Below are 23,369 nucleotides of genomic sequence, written 5' to 3'. Positions count from 1 at the left end.
ATATGAATCCGAATCAGTTTGAACGGGTTTGGGGGGAATTTAAGAAAGTTGCTTAACTGGGTGTGTCAATTTACTTGACCACCTCATACTGCCTTGTTACAACAGAAGCAAATCCATTTATGCAACCCATACACCATAGGATGCCTGTGATTTTAGATGAAGAAGCCCGAGGTATTTGGCTGGATAATTCACACTATTTTAAGGAACAATTGATGACATTAATGAAGCCTTATGCTCATGAGGATTTGGAAGGGTATAGAGTTAGCACATTAGTAAATAAGGCGAATTTCGATCATCCTCTAGCCATGAAACCATTATCCGAATAAAAGTTTTTTCGAATATTCTCCTGGAGTTAATGCTGATTTTGACTAATACAGTTCCAACGTGGTTTTACAGCTTACTCTCTTGCATCTATGATAATTGTACATAAATCAAAAAAGAGTCAGCATGTCACCAAGTGGCGGATAAAGGGAGCAAGATCTTGCATCTTTACCACTTGTATAAAAAGCAAAAAGCCAGATCTCATAATCATATAGAAAGCTCGTTTAATATCGGGTTTTGTTTTTTTGGCTAATTAACTTTAATAGTTATTCGAAGGAGCTTTCTATATGATTATCAGACTCGATTGATTGCGTGAATAAATCCAAATTTAATCTGACTATTTCAACAAATGAGTTTTGATTTAATATGGCATTACAGCTAACAAACCTGACTATAGTTGTTAATCCTTGATTTGTATTTCCGATGCAAAACACCATCCATATCCATAAGCCTTTTTACGATAACCATAACCAGTTGAGCAGGGTTTTCGTAAACAAACAGAACTAATTGATGAAACACAATTCGAATTTTTGGCTTTACCATTTTCTACTAGCCATTTAGCTGCTGCATGCTGGCTAGGAAAGGTTTTTAAAACTTTAAGATGCCCAACATTCTCTGCAGGGGAGCTGACCTTATTCATTTTAAAGCAACTAAACATATGCCATCCTATATTAATAATGTTTAAAGAGTAATTTTTGCACATTGTAATACATTCAATTTGCACCCTGTGTGCACCCTGAGAATGTGATATAAGTTGGGGTAATTGGTAATCGGCTCAGTGTTTATATGGCGTCCCGGAGAGGATTCGAACCTCCGACCTGCCCCTTAGGAGGGGGCTGCGCTATCCATCTGTGCCACCGGGACTTTCGACAGCAAGTCTACCTTTATCAGAAGAAAATGACAATGAAAATACTGCTTGACGCTTTATCATTAATCGGGATAATTTTTATCTTGAGCAAAGTCTAAAACAGAACGTGATAGTTTGAATCGTTCACTCGAAAAGGAAAGTTGTAATGAGAGCAAAGCAAGTCTCTAATAAAAATATTAAGAAAGATGACGACACTAAAAAAATGGCTACTGGAATCGATTCAGCCGCTGAATTCATCGAATTGATTGTTCCTACGAAACTGCCTATACCAAAAGAGAAAGAAGAGAGGGAATTACAAATCCAATTTTTGCCAAAACGAGTTGAGTCGTCTGAGAATCAAGTATCAATTACTTTTCCTCTTCTTATTCAACAACGTGATAAGTCAATCAAAAAACAAAGAAAACTGACCTTATTTCCTGAGTCTATTCAATACTCACAGTACTCTGCTTTTTTGCAACTTATTTATACAAGAGAAGATGATAGGGCTTACTTTTATCTCAAGTGTCAAAGCATCATCAATGTATTTAACTATGATCTTTCTAAATTACTTGCAATTCTGAACGACTCGATCACCGCTTCAAAAGGGCAAGTGATTAATCAAGTGGAAGTCATTGATGAAGAAAGCAAAGCTTCAGCACGAAAAACGGTTGTTCATGGACCTAGAGATTTAGATAAGTTACTGAAAGATGTATTTGATTTTAATATAAATTGTTTAAAGCGCTTTGAAGAGCTCGTGGAGCATCAAGATAAAGAGGCTTATGAAAATTCCAAAGCGCTGGGATTGCTCTTGGATAAAATATTTTCAGATTATAAACGTGTCGATATCAAAGAATACCAGTCTGCTTTTGCAAGAGTCCTTAAAGTGCTTGAGCATGAAGATTTTAAATATGATCCTCAAATAGCACTCTCTATCACACCTATCAGGCAGGCATTAGGGATATTGAGTGAAAGTAAGAACTGTCGCAATCAAGGTGTTCAAGTGACTGCTCGTCAAATTGAACTTGTATTAGAAGAACTAAGAAAGCATGAAGACAAAACCCCAGGTGCTAATAGTTGGTTATCCCCAGGGTCTGTGGACGAGTTTTTTACTTTAATCGATGATTTATCCTCAACATACTTAGATAACCCATCCATTTCAGTGTAAGTTTTACATATCAATGTAATTAGGCCCGCCGCCACCTTCCGGTGCTTGCCATACTATGTTTTGGCGTGGGTCTTTAATATCACAAGTTTTGCAATGGATGCAATTTTGTGCATTGATTTGCAATCTTGGGCCCTTTTCTTCATCATCTATGATCTCATAGACCCCTGCAGGGCAGTATCGTGTTTCAGGTGAAGCGTATTGGTTGTAATTAACTTTGATTGCCAGCTTTGCTTGTTTTAATTTTAGGTGGCAAGGTTGATTTTCTTCATGATAAGTATTGGCTAGAAATACGGATGATAATTTATCAAAGGAAATCACTCCATCAGGCTTTGGGTAGTTAATTTTGGGGGATCTTTCCGCTAATTTTAATGAACGATGATCGGAATGATTAGATAAGGTCCACGGCGAATGGCCATGGCTTATGTAGGTTTCAAAAGCTGCATTAACTAATCCTGTGAACAAACCATATTTAAATCCAGGGCGAATATTGCGAACTGAATACAACTCTTTTTTTAACCAGGACTGATTAATCCTATCTGGATAGGATGTTATTTCAGTGGATGAAGATGTTTCTTGGTTTAATAAATCAAAACAGGCCTGAGCTGCTAACATACCTGATTGCATCGCAGTATGGATTCCTTTAATTTTAGGGACATTGAGGAAACCTGCGGCATCACCAATTAAAGCCCCTCCCGGAAAGGTCAATTTTGGTAAGGATTGCCATCCCCCCTCATTTAAGGCACGAGCACCATAACTAATCCTTTCACCACCTACTAAAGTAGGTTTTATAAAGGGGTGGGTTTTAAAACGCTGGAATTCCGCAAAGGGATTTAGCCATGGATTTTTATAGTCTAGCCCTACAACAAAACCAATGGCTACTCGTTGGTTAGATAGGTGATAGACAAAAGACCCACCATAGGTTGCGTGGTCCATTGGCCATCCTACAGTATGAATGACTTTACCTGGTTCATGTTTAGCTGCTTCTATTCTCCAAATTTCCTTTATTCCTATCCCATAAGTTTGGGGTTGTGAATGGTCTCTTAAGTGGTATTTTGCCATGAGGGTTTGACTTAGCTGGCCTCTACAACCTTCGGAAAATAAAGTTTGCTTGGCTATTAAATGCATTCCAGGCTGGTAATTGCTAGTTTGATTGCCTTCTTTGTCTATCCCAACAGAGCCAGTAGATACACCAATAACTTCATCCCTATCATTATAAAGCACTTCTGATGCGGCGAATCCAGGGTAGATTTCACATCCTAATCCTTCTGCTTGTTGAGCAAGAAATTGACAAAGATTGCCTAAGCTGATGATGTAATTGCCTTCATTATGCATGGGTTTTGGTGTTGGCAAGCGAATGGAGTGATTTTTTGTGAGAAAGTAAAACAGATCTTTTTTAACTGGAGTATCTAAAGGAGCAGTTTCCCAAGTATCGGGTAATAATTCTTTTAAACTTCTTGGTTCTAGAACCGCACCAGAGATAATGTGTGAACCCACTTGAGCGCCTTTTTCTAGGACACAAACGGTTATTTCTTTATTTGCGGCATGGGCTAATTGTTTTAATTTTATTGCAGCAGATAGGCCTGATGGACCAGCACCAACGATGATCACATCATATTCCATTGTTTCGTGTTCCACACGGACTCCTTTATTTGCAAATTGAGAATGATCGCTTTTATGGGGTTTAAGATCAAGAATAAATTATGAATTTGTACTAAACTAAAAGGGGTTGTTTACCATTTTGCTAACTTGATGAAGATGCTTTGATTGTATACAAGAAATTATCAAATTAATAATCAATGGGTTAGAATACAGCGATAGAACGGTATTCGTTAAAGGTATACTCTATGAATAAAAACAATAATGCAAGGGAATTGCCAAAAACATTAGGTCGATTTTTCTTTCATTTTGTGAAAAAGCAGCCTTTAGCCTTTACTGTATTTTTGTTAGCTCCCATCACTATGGTATTAGAAAATAATGCCATTCCATATTCGCTAAAAATGATTGTAGACGCGCTCAGCTCACATTCTCCCGGCGAGAATATTTTTGTAGCAGTGGCACCGGCCTTATGGGTAGGTGGAGGTGCATGGTTTATTTTATTGCTTATCTTGCGTCTGGAAGGGTGGTGGCAAGGCTATGTTATGCCGCGCTTTCAAGCGGACGTAAGAATGTCAGTGATGGATTATTTGATTCGGCAATCTTATCACTACTTTACCAATCAAATGGCTGGTAGCTTGGCTAACAAAGTGAATGATCTTCCTAGAGCGATGGATTCCATTTTTAATATCATTACTTGGTATTGGATTGCTGCTATAGCTTCCATTGTTGTTGCCTTGATATTAATGTGTACCATTAACTACTGGTTCGCAGTAGTAATGATTATTTGGATCATGGTGCAACTGTTCATCAGTTATAGATTTTCCAAAACAGTGGACGCTTATTCTGTTGAGAATGCAGAAGATAAAAGCGAATTAAGTGGAAAAATTGTAGATACTTTGAGTAATTCCAACGCCGTTAAATTATTTGCTCGTTCAAAGGATGAATTAGACTATATTTCTTTAAGCCAAAAGAAAGAGCAAGGAAGTAATAAGCGATTAACGATTTATATGAATATCTTCCGTCTTTACTTAGATATTCCAGTAACCATCATGTTGGTCGTGATGGTTGGTCTATTACTGCATTTTTGGCAACAAAGTAAAATTACGACAGGAGACTTGGTGTTTATATTTAATGTCTCTTTTGCCATCATGACCCAGATTTGGTATTTGTGCCATGCCATGGCGGAGTTGTTTCGTGAAATAGGCATTGCCAGGCAAGCAATTGCTTTATTAAGCGCCCCCATCGAGGTTAAGGACGTTCCTGATGCTAAAGCTTTAAATGTAGTAGCAGGTAAAATTGAATTTGATAACGTTACTTTTCATTACAATCAAGGTAAAAAGGTATTCGAAAATAAATCCGTTATTATCGAGCCAGGTCAACGTGTTGGTTTGGTGGGCTTTTCGGGAAGTGGAAAAACAACGTTTATTCACCTCATTTTGCGACTATTTAATGTGGAGTCTGGAAAGATCTTGATCGATGGACAAGACATCAGTCAAGTTACACAAGATTCTCTACGTTCGGCAATTAGTATGATTCCACAAGATACTACATTATTCCATCGAACCATTATTGAAAATATACGTTATGGAAACCTGGATGCAACGGATGAGCAAGTGATCAATGCCTCCAAAAGAGCTTGTTGCGATGAGTTTATCTCTTTATTGTCTGAGGGCTACCAAACCATGGTTGGTGAACGAGGAATCAAATTATCTGGTGGGCAGAGACAAAGAATTGCAATTGCCCGTGCAGTATTAAAAAATACAAAAATACTGGTTCTGGATGAAGCTACCTCCCAATTGGATTCACTCACTGAAGAAGCCATCCAAAATTCGTTGTGGGAATTAATGGAATCTAAAACATCAATTGTTATTGCTCATCGCTTATCCACTTTATTGCATATGGATAGAATTCTTGTGTTTGAAGCAGGAAAAATAGTTGAGGATGGTTCTCACGATGAACTTTTGGAAAAAAATGGATTATACAAATCCATGTGGGATGCACAAATTGGTGGATTCTTACCTGAGTCGGATGTGGATAGAGACAACTGGGATGAGTAAACGGGCTATACTGTATATAGTAAGGGAGCCTAAAATGAAGAAGCAATTCTTTATAGCCATACTCTGTAGTTTACTCCTTGGCCCTGCTTATGCGATGCGCTGTGGTGATAAATTGGTTTATGAAGGCGATAGTCAATACACAGTGCTATCAAAATGCGGTGAGCCATTGGATAAATTGATTTATGAGGAAAACATCCCTTTGTATAATGCAGCTGGATACCAGATAGGTACTACAACAAACACTGTTGAAACATGGATTTATCAAAAATCCCCAGCTGATTTTCAGTACGAGTTGGTGTTCAATTCAGGTAAAGTAACTCAAATCAACGTCAATCGTAATCCATAAGCTTAAGTTGAATAAGGACATGTATGAACAACCTTCTTTTTGCAGTATTGCTAGCTTTTTCAGTAAATGCTTTTGCGGATGATGATCTTGTTATTACAGTAGATAAGAAAGAACCTATCTTTGTGGTTTCATTACCTGCGAATCCAACAACTGGGTATCAGTGGTCAGTCGAACAATTTGATCAGACTCTTTTCTCATTAACAAGTAGTAATTATCTAAGACCACAATCTAAACTCATTGGAGCAGGTGGGACTATGCGGTTTACCTTTACTCTAAAGAAAGGAATAGTTTATCCCAACCAAACTAAAATGACCTTTAAATACGCTCGATCTTGGGAGCCTGATAGTGCTTCAGTTAAGAATGTTACGATTAATTTCTTTTGATTTTACTAGTTGAAACGAGAACTACTAGAGACGGGGACGGACACTGAGGAATCGACACCTATTATAGTGCCCCAACTAATCTGTTTTCTGATTGTCAGTAAGCGTAGGTCTGGCGCTTCGCTTAATGGCGCTGCCTTAATCAACGTCATTCGTGAAAGTGGATAGTTCCGTATCCGCTTGCTGACGCGCGCGGCTCGGTTCACCCCCTGCTGTGACTAGGATTTAATTCAGACAGCAAAGAAGAAACCGAGCCGCGCGCGTCAGCAAGCGGACCGATACGGGCCGTATAGAAGATCCTAATCGCACCGCTTAAGGCAGCGCCATTAGGCGAAGCACCCGACCTTTGGTATAAATGCCCCATTTAAAAAATGAATCGATCCTTCAGGGACGGACCCCAGTGGGGTCCGTCCTCTTGTCATTAAGAGATAAAAGAGGGAATTAAATTAGAGATAGACTTGAAACTCTTTCTTCCTTTCTCTCTTGAATGATCTTATCCATTTTTTTGATAAAGGTTTTAACACCATCTATCATTGGGTTTTTGTGATTTGATTGAACGAAATTTAGATAGCGTTTCGCAATATCTCTGCATTTTTCAGGCGTGTACTTATCGTTTCCTTCTGTGCCTAGCTTATACATCTGCTCAAGTGCTGCAGTGACTCGTGGGCCTGATTGCTTGGCTTTTTTTACAAAACGTGCAAGTTCTGAAGGATAGGATTTATCAGAGGATGATTTTGCTTCCTTACCTGGAGAAATATCGGATGACTTGGATGATTTCACTTCATCTTTTGAGGAAACAATAGGTTGACTATAGAAACCTAATTGAGATAGACCTGATGTTTTTTTGTTTTCCTCTAAGGCCTTTGGAAGCCATGTCACAAAGCCTGAGAACACCAATTTAATGGATGCTCTAAACTCTGGGACTGAAGAGAACTGCATGAGACCTTTACTGATGTGTAACATAGCATCTTGAACTACTTTTTCTTTGATGGAAGTTTGTGGGGCACTTTTTAATAATTGCATGTATTTTTTAAATGTCTCCACCCACTCTTGCATCAACTTCCTATCAAGAGACTGTTCATTGCTCTCCAGTTTACCTAAGCGAATTGCAGGAATTTGAGCATCCAGGAGTTCAAGCAACTGAAATTCTGGATCGTCGGCTTTGCTCACAAAGATATGATCTGGAATTTTAGAGGTCCAATGAACATTATGTTTATTATTGAGAACCAAATCTGGAATACCATTTTGCTGAAATGGACTTACCCCATTGGTGTAAACATGCAACAGAATCGGAAAGTCATAGAACGTGTCTATCGTTCCACTCGGATTGCGGACCATCCGTTCGCCTTGAACTGCTCTATGTAAGGCCATGAGTGTTTCTTCAGAGCCCCATTCAAACTCCTTTTTAATATGCTTTAAAAATCGATTCATGTTTGCGTTGTTATCGGCTCTGAAATACTCGATGGTTTCTTCATCGATAATTTGGCTTAATAGAATGGCTTGAAATCCTTTTATTTCTTTAGCTGAGAGCTGCAATTCACTCAATGATCTTTCTTGTTCAGCCCATCTACGATTCATTTCTTCAATGACTATCGGAGCTCTCATCGAAACAAAAAATTCCATTTCAAGCTTTAATTCATCATTGTGATACAAGTCTGCTTGAGTGTAATCGGGATTATCAAACTCATGATCAATCAGCTTTGAATAGTTAGAATCGTTTGATTCCAATGCATGTTTAAATCCATACTCTAAACCATATTTTGCAGAAGAGAATAATGAAGTTGATTTAGGAGCTTTTTCAAACTCAGCAAGAACTTGATCAGCCGCTAAATCTCTTACTGCTCGGCCAAGAATTGGTTCTATAGTTTTAACAATATCCTCTTTTGAATAAGGCATGTGTGAGGGTTTTGACAGGAGTTTTTCTAATTCAACTTGAGCTTCTTTACTGAGATTTAGTTTATCAAAGATGCCTTTTGCTAACTTCGGATCATTTTTTGAACGCAAGTAATACATTAATGAAATGCTGTAGGCATAAAATAAGCAATTACCGTCACTACTATTATCTACTTCAAACATACGAACTCCTTTTGTTATTTTTATTTCCCAAAGCTATTGTTCGTCGCGCTTTTGCAGTTTTTTAATCTCCTTATAAATTGATTTACATACCCATAAATAAAACCACAGGCCCCGTTCAACGATTAGTTTGAGTGTCAAAAAGACTTATGCAATAACATTACGCTCTTACAATATTTTTGACATAAAATGTAATCTATACGATCAAAATGCCATATTCAATACTTATTTTTTCAGATTCAGATCACATAGTATTGAATTTAGGATGATAGCCAAATTAAACGACTAAAGAATATGGCAGTACTATTTTAGTGCATCGGTGAATTTATAGGGTGTGTTGATAATTCACCTATCAACTTCGTGCCCTGAAAGATACTCGTAATTATTAATCAGAACGATCATGGATCTACCCTAGCGGTCTTTATGTTCAGTAAAGCTTGGCTATGTATTGTGAGATTGTTGACTAAGAATAGGGAATCTGTCTTTGCGTTTTGATGTGGCAAATTTATAAAACGGTCCCAAATTGTGAGGAACCGTCAAGAACAATCCGCCATAGGTGGGCGGTAGGTGAATTTTAAACACACCCTAGTAAAACCAGCTACTTAATCCTTTTGTAAGGTAAATACCTTGGTTCCCAAAACATGTCATTAATTAACTTTTGCAAGTCTGCATCTGTGTTTTTTTGAGCATAACCCGAATTAATTGCACATTGAGCAACAGCAACAGCAATCTCCTTTGCAACTGTTTGCGCATTATCCAGAGAGGGAAGAAGAGGTAAAAAACTGTCCTTTTTGCTCGGGGCAAACTGGCTAAGTGTTTCTGCAGCAGTTAGAATCATCTCTTTGGTTAATCTTGTTGCGCTTACTGCAAGAACACCTAAGCCAATACCAGGAAATACAAGCGCATTATTGCATTGGGCAATTTGTACCATGCGATTTTGAAATTCAACAGCAGGGAAGGCCGTTCCTGTGGCGATTAGGGCGCGACCCTTTGTCCAATTTAAGATGTCCGATGGTTTGGCCTCACATTTTTCATCAGGATTGGATAATGGAAAGACGATTGGGCGATCGCAATGTGTGGCCATGGTTTCAATAATGTCTTGAGAGAAAGCTCCAGTCTGAGAGGAGCACCCAATCAGAATGGTGGGCTTCACTTGTTTAATGACTTCACTTAAGGAAGGGTTGTTCGTGTCGTTGATACCCCATGAAGAAATGTCCTCATGATGCTTTGCATAAGGCTTTTGAGAATCAGTTAGATCGCTATCTTTTGCTAAGAGTAATCCCTGCCTATCAATGAGCCAAAATCGTTGATAAGCTTCTGAGGCACTAATCCCCATCTTGACCATGGCATCAACCAGTTGATCGCTAATGCCAGTACCCGCTGAACCAGCGCCAAAAACAACAATCCTATTCTCATGCAACTGATTCCCTGTGACATCACAGGCCGCTAAAATGGCTGCTAACGTTACAGCTCCAGTACCCTGAATATCATCATTAAAGGTACATAGTTCATCTTGAAATTGATCTAATATTCGTCTGGCATTGCCTCGGCCAAAATCCTCCCAATGCAGGAAGGCATTTGGAAATTGTTTGTGAATCTCGTACACAAACGCTTTTATGAATTCATCGTATTCAGCGTTCTTAATTCTGGGGTGGCGACAACCAAGATACATTGGATCATTGAGTAAATCTTGATTGTTTGTGCCTACGTCTAGAAATACCGGTAATGTCCTAGTGGGATCGATTCCTCCACATAAACTATAGACCATGAGCTTGGCTACAGGGATATCCATCCCGCCAATCCCTTGATCGCCAATCCCTAAGACACCTTCTCCATCGGTCACTACCACTAGATCGATGTCAGGGTTAGAACGATTCTCAACAATTTCTTGTATAAGATTTTTATCCGAGTGTGCGATATATAGACCTCGAGGTTGTCTGTATTCATGGCTAAAGCGTTTGACAGCAGTTCCAACAATCGGTGTGTAAATAATAGGTAACATTTCAGCAACGTGACGGCTTAGTAACTTATAAAAAATAATCTGATTTTTATCGTGTAAGTTATTTAAATAGATATTCTGTTGTAAAAGCGTGGTGTAACTTGAGAACTGTAAATAAGCTCGTTTCACTTGTTCATCCAAAGTTTCAACACGGTGGGGCAGTTTACCTAACAAACCAAATTCTTTTCTTTCTTCCTGAGTAAACGCGGTGCCTTTATTCAATTGCGGGGTAGTGAGCAATGGTTTTCCGCACAAAGAAGTTTCTAAATACAGTTCTCCTGTTTGCGAATTACGAGTTAATTTAAATTCAAGCATGTGTTTATCTCTTAAGATAGCGTTACTGACTGAGTGATGATAATATCGGCTTTCTGTGGTTTACATCAAGAGGGTTGGTATGAATAAGTACTTTGTGGTTATTCTTATTGCTTTAGGATTAGTCGCCTGTCAAGTAAAAAAAGGCGAGCAATACTATCTTGCTCACCCTAAAGAATTGCAACAGGTGTTAAAAGCGTGCCCTAATCAACAACCATCGGGCTTAAGTTGCAAAGAGCTTGAACAAATTGGAAGCAGGCTAAGTACTTTGGCCTATCAACTGCAATCTAGTCCTCAGGGATTTGGTAATGTCATTTTAGCATTACAACAAAAAATTGCCGCTCAGCAGTTTGAATTGCAAAAAAGTGGAGCAAATTCTGCTTTAGAAACATCGATTGAGCAAAATCAAAAGGTCCTACAATATTATTTAGCTGTAGTGAAGTGGTTAGAATCGCCCGAGAGTTAAGATGAGAATATTAGTTAGTAATGATGATGGGGTATTAGCACCTGGAATTAAAGTGCTATCGAATGAGCTAGCTCAAGTGGCTGACATCACAGTTGTTGCTCCTGATAGAAATAGAAGTGGGGCAAGCAACTCATTAACTTTACATCAGCCTCTTAGAGTGCGGCAGTTGGAAAATGGGTATTATAGTGTTGATGGCACTCCAACGGACTGTGTTCATTTGGCGATAACGGGACTACTCGATCCGGTAGTTGATATGGTCGTTTCAGGCATAAACGATGGTGCTAACTTAGGTGACGATGTTCTTTATTCAGGAACTGTCGCTGCGGCCATGGAAGGACGCTATTTAGGATTACCCGCTATCGCAGTGTCTATGGTTGGTGAAGACATTCAACATTATGAAACTGCGGCTGCCGTAACAAAACAATTAGTGATGAAGTTGAGTACGAATAAACTTCCTGCCCAGACTATCTTAAACGTGAACGTTCCAGATTTGCCATTGGATGAAATTAAAGGTTTACAAGTCACTCGTTTAGGAACGCGACATGGTGCTGAACCGATAGTCAAAGAATACGATCCTAGAGGTAGGACTATTTATTGGGTTGGCCCTCCAGGACCTGAGGCTGATGCAGGACCAGGCACTGATTTTTATGCAGTTAAAACAGGACATGTTTCAATTACACCATTGCATTTAGATTTGACCCATTACAACCTATTTGATCAATTATCCCATTGGCTAAATGGAAACAACTTTCATACCGCATGATTGAAGGTTGAGAGGAAACGAATGTACTTAAGACGACTAATCTATTTTATTTTGATTTTCATCCTAACTGGCTGCGAAACAGGAAACCATTTTGCTCCTGTGACGGAAGTAAAATGGCAGACTTTCTCCAAAAATCAATCAAGTCATGTTGTACGTCAAGGGGAAACCCTTTATGCCATCTCATTCCGTTATGATACTGATTACAGACAATTGGCTGCTCTTAACCATCTTAGACCTCCCTATGCATTAAGAGTAGGACAAGTTATTAACCTGAGAGGAGTAGGTCATCGGGTTGCACCTATAAAGCAGATATCTAGACCTGTTTATAGACCGATCTATCAACCTAAGCAACGCGTAATTTATACACCTACTTCTGTAAAGAGCCCTGGGAAAGGATGGTTGTGGCCAGTTTCAGGGCGAGTTGTGACAACTTTTGTGCCAACACAAGGCAAAAAAGGCATAAATATTGCTTGTAATAAAGGGGACAGGATCCGTGCTTCATCTAGCGGAGTTGTTGCTTATGCAGGAAGCGGATTGGCTGGGTATGGCAATTTAATTATTATAAAACATAATAACGAATACCTGACAGCCTACGGTTATAACGCTAAAATATTAGTAAGAGAGGGACAATCAGTTAGTGTTGGACAAGTGATTGCAGAGGCAGGTTTAGTTGACAGGAAGTATTGGGGAGTTCATTTTGAAATAAGAAGGGCAGGTGTGCCAGTCAATCCATTGAATTATCTACAAAAAGGTTGACATATAACTTGTAGTTATAGCAACAATAGACATGTGGAGATGTCTTTTTCAAAACATGGCGAAACATTATAGGTGATACAATGCACAATGAAGATGAGCCAAATAAAGAGCCAGAAGTTAAGGAAGAGGAATGGACCGAGCCAGAAGACGAGTCCTTGTTGGTGGAAGAGGAGTTAGAGGCTGAACTCGAAAAGCCTGAAGAAGCTGAGCTACTTGATTTCCCTGAGCTTGAGGACGAAGAAGCTCTGTCTGCTTTCCCTCGCGGAAAAAATGTTGCTAAGGCTTTAGATGCAACACAACTTTATTTAAGTGAAATCGGATTTTCCCCTTTGCTGTCAGCAGAAGAGGAAGTTCATTATGCTACTTTAGCTTTAAAAGGGGATGTTGAAGCCCGAAAAAAAATGATCGAGTCTAATTTGCGCTTGGTCGTTAAAATATCTAGACGTTATTTGAATAGAGGTTTGCCTTTGCTCGACTTAATTGAGGAAGGCAATTTAGGGTTAATGAAATCCGTTGAAAAATTTGATCCTAAGAGGGGTTTTAGATTTTCCACTTATGCTACCTGGTGGATTAGACAAACGATTGAACGCGCTATAATGAACCAAACAAGAACTATTCGTTTGCCGATCCATGTCGTAAAAGAGCTAAACGTTTATTTGAGAGCTGCAAGGCAGCTAACGCAGAAACTCGATCATGAGCCATCCCCAGAGGAAATAGCTGAGATGGTTGATAAACCTCTAGAAGATGTTCAGAAGTTACTAGGCTTGAATGATAAAGTAGCCTCAGTAGACACGCCAATAGGGTTTGATGAGACTAAATCGTTGCTAGACACGATAGCAGATGAAAACAGCGTGAATCCAGCTGAGTTATTAACCAACGAAAATTTGCGACAACATATTGAACAACTTCTTGATAAGCTGACTGAGAATCAACAGCAAGTTATTGCTAGGCGCTTTGGCTTACGTGGTTTTGAAAAAGCTACTTTAGAAGACGTTGGTAAAGAAATTGATTTAACTCGTGAACGAGTGCGACAGATTCAAGTCGAGGCTTTAAAAACATTAAGAGCTTTACTGGAGAGAGTTGGTTTAACGCAAGAGGACTTGTTTTAGGGAATGGTTGTATCCGCTCCCTTACGGTCGTGGCTCTGTTGACAGGGTACTAACCGAGATGCGACCGTAAGGGAGCGGATAACGATACTAAATAATACTCCAAATTCAACCCGAAAATGCAACTGGAAACCCACTCCAACACTTCATATAATCCAATTGCCGTTGTGGATGATGCAAAGCCTGATCGGTAACCAACCAATAGTCCCGTGTTTCAAACATGAAAGCCAAAGAATCAATGTAGCTTGGCTTCAGTTCCTGATTGGCGGCAGCCTCATAAGAGTCAAAGTCAGGCCCATGTGGGGTCATGCAGTTATGAATGCTAATGCCACCAGGTAAAAAACCCTCCATTTTAGCATCGTAGTTACCGTAAACTAAACCCATTAACTCATTCATGTAATTTCTATGAAAATAGGGGGGTCTAAAAGTGTGTTCCGCTACCATCCACCTAGGAGGAAAAATAACGAAGTCTAGGTTGGCAATTCCTGGGCTTTCACTTTCTGAGGTCAGTACTGTAAATATAGATGGGTCTGGGTGGTCAAAACTAACGGTGTTAATCGTATTGAATAAACTGAGATCATAACAGTATGGTGCATAGTTTCCATGCCACGCTACAACATTGAGTGGAGAGTGCTTGCTTTCTGAAAACCATAGTTTATTCTGATTTTTGCATAAAACAATACAGTCAATTTCCTTGGTTTCAAATGCTGCTGTTGGGTACATAAAATGCCTAGGGTTAGCTAAGCCATTGGCTCCGATTGGCCCGAGTTGTGGTAGAGTTAATGGTGCTCCAGCGTTTTCACAAACATAACCAGCAGCTTCATCGCTCAGGATCTCTATTTTGAATTTAACGCCTCGGGGGATGACGGCTATCATTCCCGCTTTTAAATGCATAAAGCCAAATTCGGTAAAAAGGTTCAACTCTCCGAGATAAGGTACAAACAGTAATTCGCCATCGTAATTCGCAAGATATTTATTGTCCATCGATTGGTTACAAAAATAAGTGTAGGCATTGACGAAACGGCTACCAGCTATATGGTAGAGTCCATCAACAAAATCACAGTTTACTTGAGAGTATTTTAACGGTGACCATCTTAAGGGGTTCGGTGATTGCTCATTTGCGAAAGAACTGCTGATATTGCCTGCGTAAGGATAATAAGTCCCTTGGGCTACTGAGGGGAGTATTCGATATAGCCAACTTCTGTAATTACTATATCGTGGTCGGGTAAATGCTGTGCCACTGAGCTGTTCTGCATACAATCCAAGGCTACATTTCTGAGGTGAGTTTTGGTTGGGTGGCAAAGCTCCTGGTACAGCTTCACTGTGATGATAGTTACCAAATCCTTGCAAGTACACGACAAGTTCTCCTGTAAGATATTATTATCTGTCGCTAGAATAGACTATAAAAGTGAAAAATGTCGAGTACAGAATAGGGTTTAGACGTTCTTTTTGCTCCGAGAGCATTGTATAATCTATCCTAAAAATTTCGGTATTGAGGTGACAAATGGCTGGGCATAGTAAATGGGCTAACATTAAGTTTCGTAAAGGCGTACAAGATGCGAAACGAGGAAAAATCTTTACTAAATTAATTCGAGAAATTACCGTTTCCGCACGAATGGGTGGTGGTGATGAGTCAAGCAATCCTCGTCTAAGAGATGCTGTTAAGAAAGCATTAAATGCTAACATGAAGCGTGATACGATTGACAATGCTATTAAACGTGGAGTTGGTGGTCTTGATGGGCAAGACATGGTTGCAATGCGTTATGAAGGTTACGGGCCAGGTGGAGTAGCAGTCTTGGTAGATTGTTTATCTGACAACAAAAATCGTACTGTTTCTGAAGTAAGACATGCTTTTACTAAACATGGGGGAAACTTGGGTACCGATGGTTCTGTAGCCTACTTGTTTACTAATCAAGGTGAGATTTTAGTGGCAGCTGGCCAATCAGAGGATCAAGTGATGGAGGTGGCTATTGAAGCAGGCGCATCAGATGTACTTGTTGAAGATGGACAGGTTGAAGTAATTACTCCTGTGGAAAACTATCATAGCGTTTTAAATGCATTACAAGATGCTGGCTTGGAGGTAGAGCAGTCTCAATTAACCATGAGAGCTCAAACATTAGTATCAATCAGTGAAGACACTGCAGAGAGTTTAGTTAAAATGATCGACATGTTGGAAGATTTGGATGACGTTCAAGAAGTTTATAGCAATGCTGATTTTTCTGAAGATTTATTAGAATCAATGAACTAATGGCTATTATTCTAGGGATAGATCCGGGGTCACGGATTACAGGATATGGAATAGTTCATGAAACCAACAGTCGAATTGAATATATTGATAGTGGATGTATTCGCACTGATACTGATGGAGAATTAAAAGATAAATTACTGCAAATTTATAATGGGATTTGTCAGTTAATGGATGAGTATTCTCCTAATGAAGTGGCCATTGAGCAAATTTTTATGCACCAAAATGCAAGTGCTGCACTAAAACTAGGGCATGCAAGAGGTGTGGCTATGGTGGCTGCTGCATCTCACCGTGTTCCAATTAGTGAGTATTCTCCGCGAGAAATTAAACAAAGTGTCGTTGGATATGGTGCTGCTGAAAAAACTCAAGTTAGCCATATGGTTGTTCAACTTTTATTGTTGAATAAAGCACCGCAAAAAGATGCTGCTGATGCTTTAGCGATAGCCATCTGTCATAGTCATATGCGTAATGGACTTGTAGCACGTATAGGACAAAAGGGACTAAGAGGAAGGAGAACAAGATAATGATAGGTTGGTTGCATGGTCAAGTAGTCGATAAACATCAGCCTGGGAAATTAGTGATAGATGTTCACGGAGTGGGTTATGATGTGGAGACCTCTTTAAATACTTTTTTCCAAATAGACAGTCATGAAAAAGCTCTTGGACTTCATATCCATACCGTAGTTAGAGAGGATGCTCTGCTTCTTTATGGTTTTATTGATAAATTAGAGCGTTCTTTATTTAGAGCACTGATTAAAGTCAATGGAATTGGTCCTAAATTAGCGATGACTATTCTTTCTAGCATATCTCCTAATGAGTTCATTCAATGTATCCATCAAGAAAATGCGGCCTTGTTAACGAAATTACCAGGCATTGGTAAAAAAACAGCTGAACGCCTTGTTGTGGAAATGCGAGACAGCATTAAGCAACTTGGGGAGCCTAGCAGTGAAGTAGTTTCAAAATCAGGAACTATAAGTGTTCGGAACCAGGATGAGGCGGTTAGTGCGTTGGAAGCTTTAGGCTATAAACACCAGGAGGCCTTTAAAGTCGTTAATAAAATTGACGATGGATTAAAAACGTGCGAACAGCTAATCCGCGAAGCATTACAAATTCTAGCAGCCAGGTAAAGAGGATTGTGTCTTGCCCTGATATGCTTTATGCTACTTAGGCTGTAATTTGTGAGCGCCTCAATGAGTTATTTGACTAACCAATAGGAGAAAACATGAAACAAGTTATTGGTATTATCGCGACTTCCTTAGTTGCGTTCTCAGTAAATGCAACTGAAGTTCGAGTTAATGCTGCAGAAACAGCTGTTACACACTCAAAGGCAACTACAACTACTTCAATTGCTCAAGCAAATACTACAACTTCCAACAAACAATCTGCTCATATCAAAGCAGCTAAATCTCATGCATCGCAAGCTAAAGCCAATGCAGCTCACAGCAATATAGCACATGCTAATGCAACTCAAGCCCATGCTGCTCGTACCAATTCTGCTCACACAAACGCAGTCCAAGCTAACGCTGCTCAAGCTAACGCTGCTCAAGCTAACGCTGCTCAAGCTAATGCTGCTCAAGCTAATGCTGCTCAAGCTAATGCTGCTCAAGCAGCCGGACATCGTAGTGCTGCTAAACAAAACAGTACTGCTTCTCAAGAATCTCAAACTACAACCAGGAACACTAAAACAGATTCTGCAAGTTAATTTTGTACAGCTAGTTTGATAGGGGGCTTCAATTATCGGCCCCTTTCTCATTCCCGGATGCGCCAATTATTTTTGAGCTTGTAAGGGTTTTGATTTTAGGGTAAGAAAAATCAAGCCTTTAAGATAAATGCTTGTTTTTATGTTTAATGGGTAGATGTACTCTAATAATTAGCCCTGTTCCTTGTTTTGGTGAGTCAAGAGTAACGCGACCATTATGTAAAGAACTAATTTGCTGAACTATGGCTAGTCCAAGACCACTTCCCGTGCTCTTATTGCCTAAAACTCTAAAGAAGCGTTCAAATACTCTATTTTGAAGCTCTTTAGGAATACCAGGGCCATTGTCTGAAACCTCAAAAATGACTTCATCATTTTGACTGACTACACGTACTATCACTCTTCCATGTTCACTACAGTATCGTATTGCATTATCGACTAGATTTCGTATCAATATTCCTAGAGCTGTAGGATTTCCTTCTACTTTTGGTATTGACTCATCCGCTTCGAATTCTAGCTCAATTTGCTTTTCGAGTGCTGATGGTACCAGCATAGCTAGAGTTTCTCGGGTTAACTTACTTAAGTTAACTTCTTCCAGCTCATTTAACTCAATTGCTTCAGGGACCAGTTTGCTCATTGTTAAGAGCTGTTGAACAATATGAGTGCTACGATTTACACTAGCAATGAGTTTATGTAAGGCTTGGTTTTTTTCATTAACGTCATTCGTATTGAGTGCTACTTGCGCTTGAGCCTTAAGGGCTGCTAATGGGGTTCTTAATTCATGTGCAGCATCTGCAGCAAATCGCTTTTCACGTTCAAAACCTTCTTTTAGCCTAAAAAATAATTTGTTTAATTCATCGATAACTGGTTTTATCTCTTCTGGAACCTCCTTTAGATCAAATGGTTCCAGATGAGATGGAGCCCTGTTAGCAACTTCCTCGGCTACTTTTTCAAGGCTATCTAAACCTCGACCAATAATAATCCAAATCAATAAACCGGATAGGGGAAACGTAAGAAGCATAATATAAAGATCATCTTGGGCAATTTTATGACCTAACTCATTTCGTGTATCGTATCTTTCACCCAATACAGTTCGAATTCCGGCTTTATCATTGTAGGTTGTGAATACTCTCCAGTTTTGATCAGAAATAGTTTTGTCACTAAACCCATCTACTTCAGCGGTGAGGGGTATTTTAGGGGCGGAAGAGGAGTGTAATAGCAATTTTCCACCATTTGTCCAAACTTGAAAGTTAAATTTATCAAGGTAGGTTTCTTGGGACTCTTCATTCAAATACCGCTTTTGATAATAAGTATTTATTTTTTCAGGAATTGTATCTAACGCATCTTGCAATTTGACCAGAGGGCGTCTATGAAGATCATCCCCTAATAATGCTTGATAAGACAGTGCAGAGATTGCCATTAAGGTATCAAGATGATCTTGAATATCCTTTTGGTCCAAATAGTAGTTACCAATAGCAGTAAGAGTTGTCGTTATAGTAATTGCAAGCAATAAATTAATGAGTAGGAACTTTCTTATTGAGGACTTCACGATACACTAGAGCCTTCATTTTTTTCCGCCATATAACCAACTCCTCGTATAGTGCGGATAAAGTTCGCATTCAGTTTTTTGCGCAAATTATGGATGTGTACTTCGAGCGCATTACTATCAACGTCTTCTTCCCAGCCATAAATACTTTGCATGAGTTGCTCACGAGATAATACTTGCCCGCTGTTTTCCAATAGTTTTTGTAATAAGGCGAACTCTCTTCTGGGAACGTTCATTAATACATCGTCCACAAATACTGAATGTGCTGCAGGATCAAGAGTAATATTTTTATATTGGAGCACAGCGTCTGCTCGACCTTGTGAACGCCTTACTAAGGCACGAATTCTTGCGCTTAATTCATTTAAATCAAAAGGTTTAACAAGGTAATCATCAGCGCCACTATCTAATCCCTTTACCCGATCTTCAATAGAATCACGAGCCGTTAAAATAATCACTGGAGTGCTGTTGCCATCATTTCTTACATGTTGCAACAAGGCTAAGCCAGAAAGTTTAGGTAAACCAAGATCAAGAATAATTAACTCGAAGGACTCAGATTTAAGAGCAGCACGTGCACTTTCGCCATCTTTTAGCCAATCAACAACATACCCAAATTGAGTAAGACCGGCTTTTACTGCATCGCCTAGAAGCTCATCGTCTTCAACTAGTAATAGCCTCATTGTTGCTCCTACTTTATAATTCACCTCAAGCGGTGATGATTATGGTTATTGTTTCTCCAAACTTTTTTCATCCATATGTTTAGTTAAATAAAAGGCTTGGATCAAAACAAACAGAAAAGTAAAACCAACTCCACCAAATAATTTAAAATTAACCCACGCATCTGTATCAAAATTATAGGCAACATATAGATTTAATGCACCCATCACTATAAAGAATAACGACCAAGCGTAATTAAGTCTATACCAAATTTTAGAGGGTAATGTCACATTACTGTCCATCATTTTTTGGATTAATGGCTTTGTTCCTATGTAGGCTGAAGTATAAAATATTAAAGCGGATAACCAATAAATTCCGGTTGGTTTCCATTTAATAAACCACGGATTTTGAAAGAACAAAGTTGCTGCACCAAGCACTAAAATGATTGCCAAACTGATCAGGTGCATTTTTTCAAAATGTTGGAATTTGAGCCTGTAAAAAAGAACTTGGGTAATTGAAGCGACCATTGCAACGGCTGTAGCAATATAGATACCATATATCTTATATATGATAAAAAACAACACTATTGGAAAAAAATCGAACAGTAATTTCATGATCTTATTTCTATTAACAACCTAGTTTTATTATAACACATTTTTTATTTTTCTCTTGCAAGGTTTATACCTAAATTCATGTCTGAACCTAATTTTTAAATGACTTATGAAAAAAAACCATTTCCATGGTTAGAACTAGTATTTAGATCGGTCATTTAGTGCATCTAAACTCACTCATTAAAACCCCACTATCCTTTGACCAGGAATTCTTTTTAGCCTAGTTTTAGTGGGATAGGTTAGACATAGGTTCTTATGCAATTTGAATTTTTCGCCCTAACTTTAGAATAGTTGTTTTTTTAAGACCTGGATTCAGGCTAATAATGATTTTCACTTTTGTACGGTTTCGTTTAGCAATAGCGCTCAAGCTATCCCCTCGTTTGATGGTGTACAATTTCTTTTTTGTTGAACGTTGTTGATAGGAGTTTGTTCTATCCACATCAGGTTTTGTTGAGGGTTGGTCACTTTGCGCCAAAGCTACGATTCCTTGGCTTTTGGGGATCAGTATAGATTGATTTTGTTTAACGGTATTTCCAGTCAATTGATTGACACGCTTAAGCATGTTAACAGTCGTATTATAACGACCTGCAATACTATAGAGATTATCGCCCTTTTTAACGTGGTGTTTAGTCCATGTCGTTCGCTTATTTTCAGCTAGATTGGATAAGTTTAAATTAAAGCGTTTGACATTGTCTGCAGGAATCAGGAGCTTATAGGGTTTATGAGGAGGGGTAGTCCAGCGATTTAAGCCTGGATTTAATTTTTTTATTTCTTTATAACTAACTCCTGCAAGTTTTGCTGCGTGATTTAAATCAAGCTGGGTTCCAATATTGACCTCTTCAAAATAGGGTAGATAATCAATGCTTGGTAGGTTAATTCTATATCGCTTTGGATTATTAATTACCTCTGCCAAAGCCAATATGCGGGGTATATATAATTTGGTTTCTCTAGAAACAGGTAAATTCCAGAAATTCACAGGTCGTCCTGGACGTGTTGTCGTTTTGATCGCTCTCGCAATGGTTCCTTCTCCTGAATCATAGGCAGCAAATGCTAAGATCCAATTTCCATTAAAGAATTTATTTAAATACACAAGGTAATTCAATGCAGCATCAGTAGATGGCCTAATGCTCTTTCTACTATCCAGCCACCAATCCTGTTTTAAACCTAGATCTCTACCCGTTTTCGGCATGAGCTGCCATATACCAGCAGCACCTGCACCGGAATACACAAAGGGATCATAAGCGCTTTCAACCATAGGCAACAACGCGATTTCGCCAGGTAGTTTCCGTTTTTTTATTTCACCAATAACATGATAAATAAAAGGTTCAGATTGGCGACTCACTTTATCAATATAACTAGGATGGGCAACTAACCATCGAATTTGCTCTTGCACTTCAGGGCGAGTTACCTCATGACTTACTCGGAACTCTTTGCGTAAAACATCCCATACATTGGATGCTGCTCGTAAGGAATTGCTTGTTAACAACCCAAGTAAAATGAAACTATAAATTATAAAACCTTTTATTATGAATAAGTTATTTTTCAAAGGCAGTACCTATAATCCTAATTGGCCGCTCAGTTTACTAAAAAAAATTATTGATTTAAACCCTTTTTGATATTGAACGATACATTCTGAGTGGAATTGTGTCACAAAATCCCAGTATTAGAAGTTGTTTTTTTCGTGCCTAAGTACTTTAAATACTTCAAGGGAGTCGAGGGAGCGGGCACCATGCTGGCTGGCAAAGAGTTTTACTTCATCTGTTTGAGTCCTTAAAAAAGGATTAATTGCTAACTCTTTGGAGAGTATCGATGGAAGTGTACAGCTTGGTTTGTTTTTCTTAATTTGTGAGAGATAGGTGCTAACTTCCCTATTATTTGGCTCAACGGTGTGTGCGAATTTTAAATTTTGTAAGGTATATTCGTGCGCACAATATATTTTGGTGGAAGTAGGAAGTGATTTAAACAGCTGCATGGATTGATGCAACTCCTCAATAGTTCCATCAAATACTCTGCCACAACCGGCTGAAAAAAGAGTATCCCCACAGAATAACCATTCTTTTTGATCTTCATAGTAGCTAATATGACTAGAGGTATGTCCAGGGTTGAACATAACTTTGAAATTCAATGGGCCAATGGTTATTGTTTGTCCCAGCTTGACTCTGTTTGTTGCTATTGGAATCCTCTGATCTTCTGGGGCATAAATCAAGCAATGTGGCCATAGTTTTGATAGTTCGTCAACACCACCAATATGGTCATGATGGTGATGTGTCAATAAGATTGTTCTAAGCTTTAAATGATTAGAGCGAAGAAAATGGATAACGGGCTCTGCATCTCCTGGATCTACGCAATCTATGGTCTTTTGAGTATCATCCATAATTCCCCAGATGTAATTATCCAAGAAAGCAGGGATACAACAGACTTTCATGTCAGG

Annotated in this window: 22 protein-coding genes, 1 tRNA gene and 1 pseudogene; 13 read left to right on the top strand and 11 right to left on the bottom strand. The window is 38.9% G+C overall.

The genetic code is table 11. From position 1 onward, the window contains the following. Positions 1-83: 83 nt before the first annotated feature. A pseudogene (locus Lwal_RS04375) lies at positions 84-326 on the top strand (SOS response-associated peptidase family protein); the annotation flags it as partial. A gap of 395 nt (positions 327-721) precedes the next feature. Here the strand turns inward: Lwal_RS04375 and Lwal_RS04370 are convergent. Together Lwal_RS04370 and Lwal_RS04365 are read right to left on the bottom strand one after the other, a co-directional pair. After that, positions 722-979: a hypothetical protein gene (locus Lwal_RS04370; RefSeq protein ID WP_058479697.1), complete on the bottom strand. Its 258-nt coding sequence runs from the start codon at positions 977-979 to the stop codon at positions 722-724. Between the two features lie 129 nt (positions 980-1,108). After that, positions 1,109-1,185 (bottom strand) — tRNA-Arg (locus Lwal_RS04365). Between the two features lie 149 nt (positions 1,186-1,334). On the opposite strand from Lwal_RS04365, the gene Lwal_RS04360 reads away from it, so the two are divergent. Next, positions 1,335-2,333: a hypothetical protein gene (locus tag Lwal_RS04360; RefSeq protein ID WP_058479696.1), complete on the top strand. Its 999-nt coding sequence runs from the start codon at positions 1,335-1,337 to the stop codon at positions 2,331-2,333. Between the two features lie 3 nt (positions 2,334-2,336). Here Lwal_RS04360 and Lwal_RS04355 read toward each other — a convergent pair whose 3' ends face one another. Beyond that, positions 2,337-3,968: an electron transfer flavoprotein-ubiquinone oxidoreductase gene (locus tag Lwal_RS04355; protein WP_058479695.1), complete on the bottom strand. Its 1,632-nt coding sequence runs from the start codon at positions 3,966-3,968 to the stop codon at positions 2,337-2,339. A 209-nt stretch (positions 3,969-4,177) separates the two neighbouring features. Between Lwal_RS04355 and Lwal_RS04350 the strand changes: the two genes are divergently transcribed. The 3 genes from Lwal_RS04350 to Lwal_RS04340 are packed head-to-tail and all read left to right on the top strand — an operon-like array spanning position 4,178 to position 6,715. Next, the gene (locus tag Lwal_RS04350) at positions 4,178-5,986 is read left to right on the top strand and encodes an ABC transporter ATP-binding protein (protein ID WP_058479694.1); all 1,809 of its coding nucleotides are present in this window, start codon (positions 4,178-4,180) and stop codon (positions 5,984-5,986) included. A gap of 34 nt (positions 5,987-6,020) precedes the next feature. Then, on the top strand, positions 6,021-6,332 hold the full coding sequence (locus Lwal_RS04345) for a DUF2845 domain-containing protein (protein ID WP_058479693.1): 312 nt from the start codon (positions 6,021-6,023) through the stop codon (positions 6,330-6,332). 23 nt (positions 6,333-6,355) lie between these two features. Further along, positions 6,356-6,715, top strand: coding sequence for a protease inhibitor I42 family protein (locus Lwal_RS04340; RefSeq protein ID WP_058479692.1), 360 nt, complete (start codon positions 6,356-6,358; stop codon positions 6,713-6,715). A gap of 438 nt (positions 6,716-7,153) precedes the next feature. On the opposite strand, the gene Lwal_RS04335 is transcribed toward Lwal_RS04340, so the two are convergent. Together Lwal_RS04335 and Lwal_RS04330 are read right to left on the bottom strand one after the other, a co-directional pair. Next, on the bottom strand, positions 7,154-8,788 hold the full coding sequence (locus Lwal_RS04335; protein ID WP_058479691.1) for a hypothetical protein: 1,635 nt from the start codon (positions 8,786-8,788) through the stop codon (positions 7,154-7,156). 595 nt (positions 8,789-9,383) lie between these two features. Then, on the bottom strand, positions 9,384-11,099 hold the full coding sequence (locus tag Lwal_RS04330) for an NAD-dependent malic enzyme (RefSeq protein ID WP_058479690.1): 1,716 nt from the start codon (positions 11,097-11,099) through the stop codon (positions 9,384-9,386). A gap of 79 nt (positions 11,100-11,178) precedes the next feature. Between Lwal_RS04330 and Lwal_RS04325 the strand changes: the two genes are divergently transcribed. From Lwal_RS04325 to rpoS, 4 genes are all read left to right on the top strand, one after another. Continuing rightward, positions 11,179-11,562: an EexN family lipoprotein gene (locus Lwal_RS04325; protein WP_058479689.1), complete on the top strand. Its 384-nt coding sequence runs from the start codon at positions 11,179-11,181 to the stop codon at positions 11,560-11,562. 1 nt (position 11,563) lies between these two features. Then, complete coding sequence (gene surE, locus Lwal_RS04320; RefSeq protein ID WP_058479688.1) at positions 11,564-12,325, top strand: 5'/3'-nucleotidase SurE; 762 nt, start codon at positions 11,564-11,566, stop codon at positions 12,323-12,325. Positions 12,326-12,346: 21 nt separating this feature from the next. Beyond that, positions 12,347-13,081 carry a peptidoglycan DD-metalloendopeptidase family protein gene (locus Lwal_RS04315; protein ID WP_058479687.1) on the top strand — a complete coding sequence of 245 codons (735 nt, stop codon included), beginning with the start codon at positions 12,347-12,349 and terminating at the stop codon, positions 13,079-13,081. A gap of 80 nt (positions 13,082-13,161) precedes the next feature. After that, complete coding sequence (rpoS, locus tag Lwal_RS04310; protein ID WP_058479686.1) at positions 13,162-14,190, top strand: RNA polymerase sigma factor RpoS; 1,029 nt, start codon at positions 13,162-13,164, stop codon at positions 14,188-14,190. A 105-nt stretch (positions 14,191-14,295) separates the two neighbouring features. On the opposite strand, the gene hmgA is transcribed toward rpoS, so the two are convergent. Next, entirely contained in the window at positions 14,296-15,543 is a 1,248-nt protein-coding gene (gene hmgA / locus Lwal_RS04305) for a homogentisate 1,2-dioxygenase (RefSeq protein WP_058479685.1), read from the bottom strand. Between the two features lie 148 nt (positions 15,544-15,691). Between hmgA and Lwal_RS04300 the strand changes: the two genes are divergently transcribed. From Lwal_RS04300 to Lwal_RS04285, 4 genes are all read left to right on the top strand, one after another. Beyond that, complete coding sequence (locus Lwal_RS04300) at positions 15,692-16,435, top strand: YebC/PmpR family DNA-binding transcriptional regulator (RefSeq protein ID WP_058479684.1); 744 nt, start codon at positions 15,692-15,694, stop codon at positions 16,433-16,435. After that, on the top strand, positions 16,435-16,956 hold the full coding sequence (gene ruvC / locus Lwal_RS04295; protein ID WP_058479683.1) for a crossover junction endodeoxyribonuclease RuvC: 522 nt from the start codon (positions 16,435-16,437) through the stop codon (positions 16,954-16,956). The genes Lwal_RS04300 and ruvC overlap by 1 nt, the downstream gene beginning before the upstream one ends. Beyond that, entirely contained in the window at positions 16,956-17,558 is a 603-nt protein-coding gene (gene ruvA / locus Lwal_RS04290) for a Holliday junction branch migration protein RuvA (RefSeq protein ID WP_058479682.1), read from the top strand. The genes ruvC and ruvA overlap by 1 nt, the downstream gene beginning before the upstream one ends. A 95-nt stretch (positions 17,559-17,653) precedes the next feature. Next, the gene (locus tag Lwal_RS04285) at positions 17,654-18,133 is read left to right on the top strand and encodes a hypothetical protein (RefSeq protein WP_058479681.1); all 480 of its coding nucleotides are present in this window, start codon (positions 17,654-17,656) and stop codon (positions 18,131-18,133) included. A gap of 118 nt (positions 18,134-18,251) precedes the next feature. Here Lwal_RS04285 and Lwal_RS04280 read toward each other — a convergent pair whose 3' ends face one another. The 5 genes from Lwal_RS04280 to gloB all read right to left on the bottom strand — a co-directional run bounded on the left by Lwal_RS04280 (position 18,252) and on the right by gloB (position 23,363). Further along, positions 18,252-19,676 carry an ATP-binding protein gene (locus tag Lwal_RS04280; RefSeq protein WP_058479680.1) on the bottom strand — a complete coding sequence of 475 codons (1,425 nt, stop codon included), beginning with the start codon at positions 19,674-19,676 and terminating at the stop codon, positions 18,252-18,254. After that, positions 19,673-20,350, bottom strand: coding sequence for a response regulator (locus Lwal_RS04275; protein ID WP_058479679.1), 678 nt, complete (start codon positions 20,348-20,350; stop codon positions 19,673-19,675). Before Lwal_RS04275 ends, Lwal_RS04280 begins: the two co-directional genes overlap by 4 nt. Before the next feature lie 45 nt (positions 20,351-20,395). After that, positions 20,396-20,941, bottom strand: a complete 546-nt coding sequence (locus Lwal_RS04270; protein ID WP_058479678.1) for a septation protein A — start codon at positions 20,939-20,941, stop codon at positions 20,396-20,398. 250 nt (positions 20,942-21,191) lie between these two features. Further along, positions 21,192-22,484 carry a LysM peptidoglycan-binding domain-containing protein gene (locus tag Lwal_RS04265; protein WP_058479677.1) on the bottom strand — a complete coding sequence of 431 codons (1,293 nt, stop codon included), beginning with the start codon at positions 22,482-22,484 and terminating at the stop codon, positions 21,192-21,194. A 117-nt stretch (positions 22,485-22,601) separates the two neighbouring features. Continuing rightward, complete coding sequence (gene gloB / locus Lwal_RS04260; RefSeq protein WP_058479676.1) at positions 22,602-23,363, bottom strand: hydroxyacylglutathione hydrolase; 762 nt, start codon at positions 23,361-23,363, stop codon at positions 22,602-22,604. Positions 23,364-23,369 lie beyond the last annotated feature (6 nt).

This window comes from Legionella waltersii (genome assembly GCF_001468085.1).
Taxonomy (GTDB): domain Bacteria; phylum Pseudomonadota; class Gammaproteobacteria; order Legionellales; family Legionellaceae; genus Legionella; species Legionella waltersii.
The sequence above is the reverse complement of the archived record's forward strand: the minus strand, read 5'-3'. Positions and strand labels throughout refer to the sequence as shown.